Here is a 12836-nt window from a genome sequence, read left to right as displayed (position 1 = left end):
GAGAGACGCAGTGTCCCAGAAATTCTTCGAACGCCATCAGCCCCTGCTGGAACAAGCCCTGGCCGCCGCCGCGCTGCGCGGCTACTGGAGCCCGTTCGCCGAGTCGCCCAGCCCCCGCAACTATGGCGAGACCGCCAATGACGACGGCCGCGCCGCCTTCGAGGCGCTGCGCGGCAAGCCGTTCCCGCTGAATCTGCACGATGCCGACGGCACCGTCGGCGGCGAGAAGTCGCCCTTCGGCTTCGACCTGGGCATCACCTATCCGCACGTGCCGGCCGCCAAGCTGGTGGCCGCGTCCAAGCGCGCGCTGCAGGACTGGCGCCGCGCCGGCCCGCAGGCCTGGGTGGGCGTGTCGCTGGAAATCCTGGCGCGGCTGAACAAGCTGAGCTTCGAGATGGCCTACGCCGTGCAGCACACCACCGGCCAGGGCTTCATGATGGCCTTCCAGGCCGGCGGCCCGCACGCGCAGGACCGCGGCTTCGAGGCCGTGGCCTACGCCTGGCAGGAAATGTCGCGCATCCCCGGCGTCGCCATCTGGGAAAAGCCGCAGGGCAAGAACGATCCCATCCGCATGGAGAAGCACTTCACCGTGGTGCCGCGCGGCGTGGCGCTGGTGATCGGCTGCTCGACCTTCCCGACCTGGAACGGCTACCCCGGCCTGTTCGCCAGTCTGGCCACGGGCAACACTGTGATCGTCAAGCCGCACCCCGGCGCGATCCTGCCGCTGGCGCTGACCGTCAAGGTGGCGCGCGAAGTGCTGCAGGAAGCCGGCTTCGATCCGGACGTGGTGCTGCTGGCCGCGCACACGGCCGAGGAAGACACCGCGCGCCAATTGGCGCTGGATCCCGCGGTCAAGATCATCGATTTCACCGGCAGCACCGCCAACGGCGACTGGCTGGAGAACAATGCCCGCCAGGCGCTGGTCTACACCGAGAAGGCCGGCGTAAACCAGGTCATCATCGATTCGGCCGCCGACCTGAAGGGCGTAGCGCGCAACCTGGCGTTCTCGCTGGCCCTGTATTCCGGCCAGATGTGCACGGCGCCGCAGAACATCTATGTGCCGCGCGACGGCATCCAGACGCCGGAAGGGCGGATCAGCTTCGATGAGGTCGCCGCTGCCCTGGGCGCCGCGGTCGACAAGCTTGGCGCCGACGCCGCCAAGGCCGTCGAGCTGACCGGCGCGATCCAGAACGAAGGCATCGTCGAACGCATCGAGAAGGCCCGCGCGCTGGGCCTGCCGGTGGTGGCCGACAGCAAGACGCTGACGCATCCGCAGTTCGAGAATGCCCGCGTGCGCACGCCGCTGCTGCTGCGCGCCGAGGCCGGCAACCCCGCCATCAGCCAGGAATGGTTCGGCCCGATCGCCTTCGTGGTCGCCACCGATTCCACCGCGCACAGCATCCAGATCGCGCGCGACAGCGTGATCGAGCACGGCGCGCTGTCGCTGTCGGCCTACACCACCAGCAACGAGGTGGCCGAGCAAGTGCAGGACGCGGCGGAAGAGTCCGGCGTGTCGCTGTCGCTGAACCTGACCGGCGCGGTGTTCGTCAACCAGACCGCGGCATTCAGCGACTTCCACGGCACCGGCGCCAACCCGGCGGCCAACGCGGCGCTGTCCGACTCGGCCTACGTGTCCAACCGCTTCCGCGTGGTGCAGACGCGCCGTCACATCTGAGCGGTGGACCGGACATGACCTACCAAGACATCCAATTCGAACTGGCCGACGGCATCGCCCGCCTGACGCTGAACCGCCCGGACAAGCTCAACAGCTTCACCGCCAACATGCACGCTGAAGTGGCGGATGCGCTGACCCGCGTCGAAACCGAGGGCGCGCGCGTGCTGGTGCTGACCGGCGCCGGCCGTGGCTTCTGCGCCGGCCAGGACCTGAGCGAGCGCAAGCCGGCGCCCGACGGCACGCCGCCCGACCTGGGCGAGACTGTCGACAAGTTCTACGCGCCGCTGGTGCGGCGCCTGAACGCGCTGCCGATGCCGGTGGTGGTCGGGGTCAACGGCGTGGCGGCGGGGGCGGGCGCCAACCTCGCATTCGCCGGCGACATCGTCATCGCCAAGGAATCGGCCAATTTCATCCAGTCGTTCTGCAAGCTGGGGCTGATTCCCGACACGGGCGGCACCTTCGTGCTGCCGCGCCTGGTGGGCCGCGCCCGCGCCATGGGGCTGGCGATGCTGGGCGACAAGCTCAGCGCGCGCCAGGCCGAGGCCTGGGGCCTGATCTGGCAATGCGTGGCCGACGACGCGTTCGGTGCGGCGCTGGAGAGCCTGGCGCAGCACTTCTCGCGCGCGCCGACCAAGGGCCTGGCCTTCACCAAGCGCGCCTTGCAGGCCAGCCTGGGCAATGACCTGGCGACCCAACTGGACCTGGAGCGCGACATGATGCGCGAACTGGGCCGCAGCGCCGACTACGCCGAAGGCGTGGCCGCGTTCCTGGGCAAGCGCGAACCGCGGTTCAAGGGGCAATGATGAGCAGCACGCACGTTCCGCCCGTCGAGGCGCCGACCGACCCGCAGGAACTGGCGCAGGCCGTGGGCACGGTGATGTATGCCGGCGATGCGGCCTCGCAGGGCCTGGACATGAAGGTCGAGGAAATGGCGCCCGGCTATGCGCGCCTGACCATGCGGGTGCGTCCCGACATGCTCAACGGCCACAAGACCTGCCATGGCGGCTTCATCTTCGCGCTGGCCGACAGCGCCTTCGCCTTTTCCTGCAACTCGCGCAACGTCAGCACCGTGGCGTCGGGCTGCACCATCGATTACCTGGCCCCCGGCTTCGAGGGCGACCTGCTGACCGCGGTGGCGCAGGAGCGCTCGCTGGCCGGGCGCACCGGGGTGTACGACGTGACGGTCACCAACCAGGATGGCCGCAACGTCGCCCTGTTCCGGGGCCGGTCCTATCGCATCAAGGGGCAGATCGTCGGCACGCCGGCCGAGGCTTGAACGCGTCAACCAACCAGAGACAAGACCTCCGGCCGAGGCGGGCGCGCGGCGCGCCCCCCGGATCGGAGGATGCATTCCAGGAGAGAGATAACCATGTCCAACACCATGAGCAAGCCGGGGCTGGACCCCATCGAGCATGCCAGCCAGGATGAGCTGCGCGCGCTGCAGCTCGAGCGCCTGAAATGGTCGCTCAAGCACGCCTACGAGAACGTGCCGCACTACAAGAAGGCGTTTGACGAGATCGGCGTGCATCCGGACGACCTGAAGCAGCTGTCCGACATTTCGAAGTTCCCGTTCACCACCAAGAAGGAACTGCGCGAGAACTATCCGTTCGGCATGTTCGCGGTGCCGCGCGAGCGCATCTCGCGCATCCATGCTTCCAGCGGCACGACAGGCAAGCCGACCGTGGTGGGCTACACCAAGGGCGACCTGGACAACTGGGCCAACCTGGTGGCGCGCTCGATCCGCGCGGCCGGCGGCAAGCCCGGCGACACGGTGCACGTGGCCTATGGCTACGGCCTGTTCACGGGCGGCCTGGGCGCGCATTACGGCGCCGAACGCCTGGGTTGCACCGTCATCCCGATGTCAGGCGGGCAAACCGAAAAGCAGGTGCAACTGATCAACGATTTCCGTCCGGACATCATCATGGTCACGCCCTCCTATTTCTGCAATATTCTGGAGGAGCAGCGCCGCCAGGGGATTGATCCGCGTCAAAGTTCGCTGCGCATCGGCATCTTCGGCGCCGAGCCCTGGACCGGGCAGATGCGCGCCGACATCGAGGCCGAGGCAGGCATCGATGCGGTTGACATCTACGGCCTGTCCGAAGTGATGGGCCCGGGCGTGGCCAGCGAGTGCGTCGAGACCAAGGACGGTCCGGTGGTGTGGGAAGACCACTTCTACGCCGAGATCATCAATCCGGACACGGGCGAGCCCGTGGCGGACGGCGAGCCGGGCGAACTGGTGTTCACTTCGCTCACGAAGGAAGCGATGCCCATCATTCGCTACCGCACCCGCGACCTGACCCGCCTGCTGCCGCCCACCGCGCGCAGCATGCGCCGCATCGGCAAGATCACCGGCCGCAGCGACGACATGCTGATCGTGCGTGGCGTGAACATGTTCCCGACCCAGGTCGAGGAACTGGTGCTCAAGATCGCGCAACTGGCGCCGCACTACCAACTGGTGCTGTCGCGCACCGGCAACATGGACGAGCTCGAGATTCTGACCGAAGTGCGGGCCGAGTTCTCGACGCTGTCGGAGGCCGAGCGCGCCGCGCTGGGCAAGCAGTTGCAGCACGCGGTCAAGACGCACATCGGCGTCAGCGCCCGCATCCAGGTGTCGGACGCCGGCCACGTCGAGCGCACGCTGACCGGCAAGGCCCGTCGCGTGATCGATAAGCGTCCGAAGGGCTGAGCCTGCACGCCGCGTGGCGATCGCCATGCGGCGCGGGACGCAAAAAAAGCAGCCCTGGGCTGCTTTTCCATTGGGAGGGGCGCCAGGGCCTGCCTAGCGCGCCACGGCACGCACGATATGTCGGTACCAGAAGTGCAGCAGGGTGGCCGACAGCGCCAGCCCCACCATGGCCATCAGCCACATGCTGCCCGCGCCCTGGGGCGAGCCGGGCACCAGAATCCCGCGCAATCCGTCCAGGCCACCGCGGCCGGGACCGAAACCGAACCACCAGCCGCCGACCAGGCCGACCCCGGCCAGCGCCACGGTCTGCAACAGTAGCGGCACGACCGCCACTTTGTAGGCGCGCAGCAGGTACGAGTTGATGCACTGCATCGAATCGAACAGATGGAACAGGGGCAGCATCGCCAGCAGGGTGGTCGCCACGGCCGCCACTTGCGGGTTGTCGGTGTAGGCCGCCAGGATCAGCGGGCGGCCGGCCAGCAGAATAACCGCGGTCAGCAGCGCGCCCATCAGGCCCAGCGCCAGGCCGGCCATGCCGGTGCGATGGGCGTGCGCCAGGTTGCCGGCGCCGATCGCCTGCGCGGTCAGGGCGGCGGTGGCCACGCCCAGCGCCATCGGCATCATGTAGCAGAGCGCGGCCAGATTCGACATGATCTGATGGCCGCCGGTCACGAAGGTGCCTTCGCGCGCCACCAGCAGCGCCATGAACGTGAATGCCGAGACTTCGACCAGATAGGAAGCGCCCATGGGAATGCCCAGCCGCAGCAGCTCTTTCAGCGTCTTCCAGTCGGGGCGGCCGACATGCAGGTGGAAACGGAGGTAGTAGCGGTCATGGGTGATCACCCACAAGCCAAGCCCCAAGCTCATCCATGAGACTACGGCGGTCGCCAGACCGGCGCCGGTGGCGCCCATTGCAGGCAGGCCCAGGCTGCCGTAGATGAACAGCCAATTGAAGAAGGCCTTGAAGCCGATGGCGGTCAGGTTGATCGCCATCACCAGCTTGGGCCGCGAGACCGAGGTGCCGAGTGCGTAGATGGTGCGGAACACCAGCGCCGCCGGCAGCGCCAGGGTCAGCGCCCGCAGGTAGGCGGCGATGCGCTCGCGCACGCCCGGATCGACGTTGCCGGACATCGACAGCCAGAAGTCGGGAAACAGCATCAGCACGGCGCCCACCAGCGACAGGCCCAGCGCCAGCCAGACACCCTGGCCCCAACTGCGTCCCACCTCAAGGTTGTTGCCGGCGCCGAAGTGCTGCGCCAGGATCGGGATCAGGGCGTGAACCACGCCCATCAATCCGACGAAAATGGTGATGTAGATGGAGGCCGACAGCGCCATCGCCGCCAGGTCGGTGGCGCTGGCGTGGCCGGTCATGGCCGTGTCCAGCACGCCGAACGAGATCCCCGCCCACTGGCTGACCAGCACTGGCCAGGCCTGCCGGGCGATGCCGCGCAGGGTGGCGCCGAAGCTGGGCGCCGCCGGGTGGACGGGGGTCATCGGGTGGGGCCGACGCGCAACAGGCGGAACACTTCCTGCCGATCTGCTCGGCGCCCGCCCTGCCACAGCACGGCGGCGCCGTCGCTGTAGGCAGCGGTATTGTCGCGCAGGCTCTGGTTGGTAGTCTGCTGCAGCACCAGCGTGCACTTCGAGTCGAAGGTGAACGTCAGGTTGTTGAAGATCAGGAACGAGGCGCGCTGGCCGCTGCCCAGGCTCAGGCCGCGCACGCATTCGCCCGGCCGGATGTTCTGTTCGATTGCTTGCGCCAGTTCGCCGGATACCGTGCGGTAGCTGCGGGCGTAGTCGACCGCCGGCTGCCACAGCAGCACCAGCAGGATCCAGGTGACGGTCAGGCCGCCGGCCGACAGCACGGTGCCGCGCCACAGCGCCTGGGGTTTGACCCGCAGGCGCCAGACCACCAGCGCGATCCAGCCGATGGTGAATGCCACGGCCAGGGCGAAGGCGGTCCAGGAGATGACGGGTTCATAGCCGGTGGTCTGGCGGCCGATATTGCGGGAGATCTGGGCCGGCCAGTGGAAATGCAGGGCGATCCAGCCCAGCCAGGCGGTCGCGGCCGTCAGCGAAAAACACATCACCGCGAACCAGTCCAGCGTATTGACCACGCCGCGGCGCAGGGTCGGCAGCGAGAAGGCGCCCAGCACGGCGCATGGCACGGCCATCAGCACGTATTCGGAATCGCTTGCTTCATCCAGACCGAACAATATCAGTGTGGCGCACACCAGTAGCGTCAGCGGCAGCCAGATGTGCGGCGCATAGATCCAGGCGCGCCAGCGCCAGATCGCCAGCAGCGCCAGCGGCCAGGTGGGCCACAGGTACCACGGCAGGTCGCGCAGGGTGCGGCCGATGTCATGCCATGGCGGAATGGCGAAAGACGACAGGTTCCAGCTTTTCCAGTTGCGGATCCAGTATTCGCTGCTGTGGCTTGCCGGGATCCACCACGCCAGGATCAGGCCGGCGGCGAGCAGGACTGCCCATGGCAGCCAACGCTTGCATTTCCAGAGAGGGCCGCGCGGATAGAAGGCGAGCAGGGCGGCGATCATGATCGGCAGGGCGCCGACCCAGCCGCGCGTCAGGAAGCTGGCGGCCAGCGCGATGCCCAGGGTCGTCGAGCCGGTGACGGGGCGATCAACGCTGCGCGCCAGCGAATAGAAAGCCAGTGCCTGGCAGGCCATGATGGCCGGCACGACCGTGGTCTCATGGGTGCGCTGCAGGATACCGACCGTGGCCAGCAGCAACAGCAACGCGGCGTCGGCCAGCATCCGGCCGTAGTCGCGCGGTTCCGGTTCGCCGCCGAAGGGCAGCGCCAGCGGCTGTGCCTCGGCGCGGCGGCCGAGCAGATAGGTGCCGTACCAGACGCTCATCGCCGTGATGCCGAACCACAGCAGGTTGGGCAGGCGGCCGGCAGTGATGTCGCCGATAAAAGGGCCGAACAGCCAGATGCAGATTGCGCCGATCCAGGTGATCAGCGGACCTTCCTCGGCATGCGCCAGGTGCCCCACCTGCGGCAGCAGCCAGGTGATGCCGCCCTCGCGAATGGCGGTGATCATCGTCGCCAGGCCCACCGCGTCGTCGGTTTTCCACGGGTCGCGCATGAACAGGCCGGCGACGATGTACGCCAGCGCCAGCCCAAGCAAGATCAGCCTGGGCAGTTTCGCGGTGGCCACGGACGTCAGCCGGGCCGGAGTGGAAATGGAAAGTGGGGACACGGGCGTTAATGTAACCGAGAGATTGGGAAGCGCCAGTCCCCGGTGGCTCGACGAGCAGGGTCAGGGGAAAAAAAAGCAGCCCGGAGGCTGCCTTTTTGCTGTGACTCCCGTAGGAGCAACAGGATCAGGAAGCGGACTTGACCGTGCCAGCGGTGCGGGCGAAACGGGCGCGGAATTTTTCCACGCGGCCGGTTTCGACGATACGCGTCTGGGCGCCCGTATAGAACGGGTGCGATTCGGAGGTCACGTCGCACTTGAAGAGCGGGTACGTCTTGCCATCGAGTTCGATGGTTTCGCGCGTCTGGACGGTCGAGCGGGTAACGAACTTGCTGCCCGTTTGCAGATCGGCGAAGACGACTTCGCGGTATTCGGGGTGAATGCCTTCTTTCATGGTGCTTTCCTAGGACTCCCCAGGGAGTCATGTCAAAAGTTAGGGTCGCCAGCACGAACCGCTTTCAGGCGTTCTTGCCACGTATCCAAAAAGTAACTGTGCATTCTAGCATGGGAATGACCTGCCGGGCCAGGCCGATCCGGGTAATCGGGTCCGGACCGGCCATCGGGGACGGGTCAGAGATCCGTGCGCAGTTTCCAGATTTCCGGAAACAGCACGACTTCCAGCATGCGCCGCAGGTAATCCACGCCCGAGGTGCCGCCGGTGCCGCGTTTGAAGCCGATCACGCGCTCTACCGTGGTGACGTGGCGGAAACGCCACAGCCGGAAGGCGTCTTCCAGGTCTGTGAGCTTTTCGCCCAGTTGGTACAGGTCCCAGTAGCGGTCGGGATCGCGATACACCGTCAGCCAGGCTTGCTCGACCCCTTCGGACGCCTGATAGGGCTGGGTCCAGTCGCGCTCCAGGCGGTCGGCCGGCACCGTCACGCCGTGGCGCGCCAGCAGGCGCAGCGATTCGTCGTACAGCGACGGCGCCTCGTAGGCGCGCTGCACCTGCGCCAGCAGGTCGGCGCGATGCGCGTGCGGCTTGAGCATGGCGGCGTTCTTGTTACCCAGCAGGAATTCGATCTGGCGGTACTGGTAGCTCTGGAAGCCGCTGGAGCGCGCCAGGTAGGGGCGCAGGGCGGAGTATTCGGGAGGCGTCATGGTGGCCAGCACATCCCAGGCATGGACCAGTTGCTCCATGATCTTGCTGACCCGGGCCAGCATCTTGAAAGCGGGCTGGGGACGGTCGGCGGCCAGGTTGGCGATGGCGCCGCGCAGTTCATGCAGCATCAGCTTCATCCAGAGTTCGCTGGTCTGGTGCTGGACGATGAACAGCATCTCGTTGTGCTCGGGCGACAGCGGGTGCTGCGCGCCCAGCAGTTCGTCCAGATGCAGGTAATCACCGTAGGTCATCTCGCGCGTGAAATCCAGTTGCGCTTTTTCCTGGTGGACGATGTCTTCGGGGCGTTGGGCTTGGCTCATGCCAGGTCTCCCTGGCAGGGCGGGGCGGCGCGGCGGGCAGAGGCGGGCCGGCTGCGCCAGCCGGAAAATGGCGGGCAGGCGCTGGCGGGCGCCATGCGCGGGTCGGATAGTGTGTTCATGGTTGTGCTTCTTCGAATGGGGCGGCGGGCCGGCACGATCTGCGCGCCATAGCCCCGCCGGCCCGTGGCCGGGGGGTCAGCCCAGTTCGCGCAGGACCGCGCGCACCGGGCTGGCGTCAGCCTGGATCAAAGCCAGCGGCAGAGCGATCAGCTCGTAGTCGCCCTCCGGCACGTCATCGAGCACCAGGTTCTCCAGTACCCGCATGTCGTGCCGCAGGATGGTGTGATGGCTGTCCAGGGTCTTGCTGGACGCGGGGTCGATGCTTGGGGTATCCAGCCCGATCAGCATGACGCCGCGTTCGGCCAGCCATTCGATGGTCTGTGGCGCGTACGCCGAGAAATCGTCCGTCCACCAGTCCTGTGCGGCATGCTTGGCGGTGCGCACCAGGATGCGCGGCGGCAGCCTGTCGGCGGCGTGGAGCAGATGCTCGGGGGTGATCAGTGGGCCGCAGTCGATGGCGTGGATGACGCGGCAGGGGCCCAGGAAGGGTTCGAGCGAGACCGCGCCGATGGCGGCGGCGCCGTTCTGGTAGTGCAGCGGGGCGTCGGCATGTGCGCCCACGTGCGGCGACAGCGTGATTTCGCTGACGTTGACCGGACAGCCGGGCGCGAGCGACCACTTCCATTCCTGGCGATACGGGGTATCGCCGGGAAACACGGGCGAGGCCGTGGAGACGGGAGGGGAGATATCCCACAGGCGTTTCATGGCAGGCGCGGGGTCGCGGGAATGGAATCGGGCAAGCGAAGACGAATTAGGTTAAGCCTAAAGCAATTCGGCGCCGTAGTCTAACGAATTCCCGGGGTGGACGTACCCCTCAGATGCGGCCGAGCTCCGCCATCGAGATGACCGCATCGCCGGCGACGATCAGGTGGTCGACCAGGGCCACGTCCACCAGCGCCAGCGCCTGCTTCAGGTGGCGGGTGAATGCCTGGTCGGCGGCGCTGGGTTCGGCCAGCCCGGAAGGGTGGTTGTGGGCCACGATCAGCGCGGCGGCGTGGTGCCGCAGGGCCTCGCGCACCACTTCGCGGGGATAGACCGAGGCCTGCGACAGGGTGCCGCGCGCCAGTTCACCGCTGGCGATCAGCCGCAATTGGCTGTCCAGGTACAGGGCGATGCAGTGTTCGACCTGCCGATGGGCCAGCGTGACCCGGCAATACTGTTTTACCCGGGACGGGTGGTCGAGCGTGCTGTCGCGGGCCAGTTCCTCTTCGGCCGCGCGCTTGGCCATTTCCAGGATCGCCGCCAGGGCGCAGGCCTTGGCGGTGCCCAGCCCCGGCACCACCAGCAGCTCTTCGGGCGTGGCGCCTAGCAACCCGCGCAGGCCGCGGAAGCGGTCCAGCAATTGGCAGGACAGGTCGAGCACGTTCAGGCCCGGCACCCCCGTGCGCAGCGCGATGGCAAGCAGCTCGGCATTTTGTAACGCCGAGGCGCCCAGGCGCAGCAGGCGCTCCCGGGGACGGTCGGATTGGGGCACCCGCGCAGACAATTTCATAAGAGGCTCTAAAATCGGGGTTTACTTACTGTCTGAATACGGTGGCAGATCTTGAGCATCGCCTCTAACGAAGTGAACGTTTTGGTCCGTGCGGACTCCTACCTGACGCTGAATTACCGCATCACCCTGGCTTCCGGCCCGGGCGAGGGGTCGGTATTCACCGATACCTTCGACGGCCGTCCAGCGACGTTGCAGATGGGGAGCGGCCAATGGGCGCCGGGCCTGGAAGCCGCCCTGCTGGGCAAGGCCGAGGGCGACTGCTTCAGCGTCATCCTGGAGCCGGCCGACGCCTACGGCGAGCGCAATCCCGAGCTGATCCAGCGGGTCACGCGCAAGATGCTGGCCGAGCATGCCGGCGCGGATGCCACGTTCGAGCCGGGTGACCTGGTCGAATTCGCCGCCCCCAATGGCGGGCGCTATTCGGGCGTCCTGAAGGAAATCAACGAGGAATCGGCCTTGTTCGATTTCAACCACCCGCTTGCGGGCGTCCGTTTGCAAGTCGACGTGGCGCTGCTGGGAGTCCTCTGATGAGCCAGGCCGTTCCCGTCACCGCCGCCGATGCCGAGGTGCTGCTGGCGCAGCCGCGCGGTTTCTGTGCCGGCGTCGATCGCGCCATCGACATTGTCGAACGCGCGCTCGAACTGCATGGCGCGCCGATCTACGTGCGCCATGAAATCGTCCACAATCGCTACGTTGTCGAGGACCTGCGCGCCAAGGGCGCCATCTTCATCGACGAGCTGGACGACGCGCCCACCGGCGCCATCGTGGTGTTTTCGGCCCATGGGGTGTCCAAGGCGGTGCGGGCCGAGGCCGAGGCTCGCGGATTGCAGGTATTCGATGCCACCTGCCCGTTGGTGACCAAGGTGCACATCGAAGTGGCCCGTATGCGCGCGGCCGGCCGTGAGATCGTCATGATCGGCCACAAGGGCCATCCAGAGGTCGAAGGCACACTGGGCCAGGCCCAGGGTGGCATGTACCTGGTCGAGACGGTAGAAGACGTGGCCGGACTGCAAGTCGCCAATCCCGACAACCTGGCATATGTCACGCAGACGACGCTGTCGGTGGATGATGCCGCAGCGGTGTCCAAGGCGCTCAAGGCGCGTTTTCCCGGCATCGTCGAGCCCAAGAAGAGCGATATCTGCTATGCCACCCAGAACCGCCAGGACGCGGTCAAGGTGTTGGCGCCCGAGTGCGACCTGGTGCTGGTGGTGGGCAGCCCCAACAGCTCGAATTCCAACCGTTTGCGCGAAGTGGCCGACCGCAAGGGCGTGGCCTCCTACCTGGTAGACGGCGCGCACTCCATCGATCCGGCCTGGCTGGTGGGCCGCAAGCGCATCGGCGTGACCGCCGGCGCCTCGGCGCCCGAGGTTCTGGTGCAGCAGGTGATCGCGCGGGTCAAGGAGCTGGGCGCGGTGTCGGTGCGCACCATGCCGGGCCTGGAAGAGAACGTGGCGTTCCCGTTGCCCAAGGGCCTGTCGCGCAAGGTGGCGCAGACCGAATCGCTGGAATAGGCGCGGCGGACGCCGCGCGGAACGAGAATCGAGGAGACTCCATGCAGTTGTACAGCTATTTCCGTAGTTCGGCCGCGTATCGCGTGCGCATCGCGTTGAACATCAAGGGCCTGCCGTATGAATACCTGGCCGTGCATCTGTTGAAGGAAGGCGGCCAGCAGCTGTCGGCCGACTACCGCAAGGTCAATCCGACGGCGCTGGTTCCGACGCTGGTGGATGGCGAGGCCGTCATCGGCCAGTCGCTGGCGATCATCGAGTACCTGGAGGAAACGCATCCGCAGGCGCCGCTGCTGCCTGCCGACGCGATCGGCCGCGCGCGGGTGCGCGACCTGGCGCTGGGCATCGCCTGCGATACCCATCCCTTGAACAACCTGCGCGTGCTGAAGTACCTGAAACACACGTTGGGGGTGGACGAGGCCGCCAAGACGGCCTGGTACCAGCACTGGGTGCGCCAGGGGCTGGAAGCCCTGGAGGCGCAACTGGCCGGTTCGCCCGCCACCGGCCAGTTCTGCCATGGCGACACCCCCACCATGGCAGACCTGTGCCTGGTGCCGCAGGTGGCCAACGCGCGTCGCTTCGACTGCGACCTGAGTGCCATGCCCACCGTGCTGCGCATCGACGCCGCCTGCCGCGAATTGCCGGCCTTCGATGCGGCCGCGCCGGGCAGGCAGCCCGACGCGGAATGAAACGCGTACCGGCCGGGGCAGTCCCGGCC

Annotated in this window: 13 protein-coding genes; 7 read left to right on the top strand and 6 right to left on the bottom strand. The window is 67.2% G+C overall.

Annotation, left to right across the window (positions count from 1 at the left end):
• The first annotated feature begins 10 nt into the window (after window positions 1-10).
• The 4 genes from paaN (at window position 11) to paaK (ending at window position 4361) form a co-directional block, all read left to right on the top strand.
• Window positions 11-1675, top strand: coding sequence for a phenylacetic acid degradation protein PaaN (gene paaN / locus AC6LKG_RS18975; RefSeq protein ID WP_498166873.1), 1665 nt, complete (start codon window positions 11-13; stop codon window positions 1673-1675).
• A 14-nt stretch (window positions 1676-1689) separates the two neighbouring features.
• Window positions 1690-2478, top strand: coding sequence for a 2-(1,2-epoxy-1,2-dihydrophenyl)acetyl-CoA isomerase PaaG (gene paaG, locus AC6LKG_RS18970; RefSeq protein ID WP_238908341.1), 789 nt, complete (start codon window positions 1690-1692; stop codon window positions 2476-2478).
• Window positions 2478-2951 (top strand): hydroxyphenylacetyl-CoA thioesterase PaaI, encoded by a 474-nt coding sequence (gene paaI / locus AC6LKG_RS18965; protein ID WP_049072392.1) that lies wholly within the window; start codon window positions 2478-2480, stop codon window positions 2949-2951. The genes paaG and paaI overlap by 1 nt, the downstream gene beginning before the upstream one ends.
• A 93-nt stretch (window positions 2952-3044) precedes the next feature.
• Window positions 3045-4361, top strand: coding sequence for a phenylacetate--CoA ligase PaaK (gene paaK, locus AC6LKG_RS18960; RefSeq protein ID WP_498166870.1), 1317 nt, complete (start codon window positions 3045-3047; stop codon window positions 4359-4361).
• A gap of 93 nt (window positions 4362-4454) precedes the next feature.
• Here paaK and AC6LKG_RS18955 read toward each other — a convergent pair whose 3' ends face one another.
• The 6 genes from AC6LKG_RS18955 to radC all read right to left on the bottom strand — a co-directional run bounded on the left by AC6LKG_RS18955 (window position 4455) and on the right by radC (window position 10610).
• The gene (locus AC6LKG_RS18955) at window positions 4455-5855 is read right to left on the bottom strand and encodes an MATE family efflux transporter (protein ID WP_498166867.1); all 1401 of its coding nucleotides are present in this window, start codon (window positions 5853-5855) and stop codon (window positions 4455-4457) included.
• Complete coding sequence (locus tag AC6LKG_RS18950) at window positions 5852-7582, bottom strand: ArnT family glycosyltransferase (protein ID WP_498166865.1); 1731 nt, start codon at window positions 7580-7582, stop codon at window positions 5852-5854. Before AC6LKG_RS18950 ends, AC6LKG_RS18955 begins: the two co-directional genes overlap by 4 nt.
• Before the next feature lie 124 nt (window positions 7583-7706).
• The gene (locus tag AC6LKG_RS18945; protein ID WP_175132451.1) at window positions 7707-7973 is read right to left on the bottom strand and encodes a type B 50S ribosomal protein L31; all 267 of its coding nucleotides are present in this window, start codon (window positions 7971-7973) and stop codon (window positions 7707-7709) included.
• Window positions 7974-8149: 176 nt separating this feature from the next.
• Entirely contained in the window at window positions 8150-8998 is an 849-nt protein-coding gene (gene kynA / locus AC6LKG_RS18940) for a tryptophan 2,3-dioxygenase (protein ID WP_498166862.1), read from the bottom strand.
• 195 nt (window positions 8999-9193) lie between these two features.
• The gene (gene kynB / locus AC6LKG_RS18935; RefSeq protein ID WP_498166860.1) at window positions 9194-9823 is read right to left on the bottom strand and encodes an arylformamidase; all 630 of its coding nucleotides are present in this window, start codon (window positions 9821-9823) and stop codon (window positions 9194-9196) included.
• 109 nt (window positions 9824-9932) lie between these two features.
• Window positions 9933-10610: a RadC family protein gene (radC, locus tag AC6LKG_RS18930; protein WP_498166857.1), complete on the bottom strand. Its 678-nt coding sequence runs from the start codon at window positions 10608-10610 to the stop codon at window positions 9933-9935.
• Window positions 10611-10661: 51 nt separating this feature from the next.
• Between radC and AC6LKG_RS18925 the strand changes: the two genes are divergently transcribed.
• Genes AC6LKG_RS18925 through maiA form a run of 3 tightly spaced genes read left to right on the top strand, consistent with a single transcriptional unit; the run spans window position 10662 to window position 12807 of the window.
• A complete protein-coding gene (locus tag AC6LKG_RS18925) occupies window positions 10662-11138 on the top strand; it encodes an FKBP-type peptidyl-prolyl cis-trans isomerase (protein ID WP_498166854.1) in 477 nt (158 codons plus the stop codon).
• Window positions 11138-12121 carry a 4-hydroxy-3-methylbut-2-enyl diphosphate reductase gene (gene ispH / locus AC6LKG_RS18920; protein ID WP_498166852.1) on the top strand — a complete coding sequence of 328 codons (984 nt, stop codon included), beginning with the start codon at window positions 11138-11140 and terminating at the stop codon, window positions 12119-12121. The genes AC6LKG_RS18925 and ispH overlap by 1 nt, the downstream gene beginning before the upstream one ends.
• A gap of 41 nt (window positions 12122-12162) precedes the next feature.
• Complete coding sequence (gene maiA / locus AC6LKG_RS18915) at window positions 12163-12807, top strand: maleylacetoacetate isomerase (protein ID WP_498166849.1); 645 nt, start codon at window positions 12163-12165, stop codon at window positions 12805-12807.
• Window positions 12808-12836 lie beyond the last annotated feature (29 nt).

The sequence above is a fragment of the Achromobacter sp. 46006 genome (assembly GCF_059761975.1).
This window is presented reverse-complemented; position numbering and strand designations above follow the sequence as displayed.

Bases quoted from the DNA above. Each gene is read 5' to 3' on its own strand.
- paaG (WP_238908341.1), top strand. From the start codon at position 1,690: ATGACCTACCAAGACATCCAATTCGAACTGGCCGACGGCATCGCCCGC.
- paaI (WP_049072392.1), top strand. From the start codon at position 2,478: ATGAGCAGCACGCACGTTCCGCCCGTCGAGGCGCCGACCGACCCGCAG.
- paaK (WP_498166870.1), top strand. From the start codon at position 3,045: ATGTCCAACACCATGAGCAAGCCGGGGCTGGACCCCATCGAGCATGCC.
- AC6LKG_RS18955 (WP_498166867.1), bottom strand. From the start codon at position 5,855: ATGACCCCCGTCCACCCGGCGGCGCCCAGCTTCGGCGCCACCCTGCGC.
- AC6LKG_RS18945 (WP_175132451.1), bottom strand. From the start codon at position 7,973: ATGAAAGAAGGCATTCACCCCGAATACCGCGAAGTCGTCTTCGCCGAT.
- kynA (WP_498166862.1), bottom strand. From the start codon at position 8,998: ATGAGCCAAGCCCAACGCCCCGAAGACATCGTCCACCAGGAAAAAGCG.
- kynB (WP_498166860.1), bottom strand. From the start codon at position 9,823: ATGAAACGCCTGTGGGATATCTCCCCTCCCGTCTCCACGGCCTCGCCC.
- radC (WP_498166857.1), bottom strand. From the start codon at position 10,610: ATGAAATTGTCTGCGCGGGTGCCCCAATCCGACCGTCCCCGGGAGCGC.
- ispH (WP_498166852.1), top strand. From the start codon at position 11,138: ATGAGCCAGGCCGTTCCCGTCACCGCCGCCGATGCCGAGGTGCTGCTG.
- maiA (WP_498166849.1), top strand. From the start codon at position 12,163: ATGCAGTTGTACAGCTATTTCCGTAGTTCGGCCGCGTATCGCGTGCGC.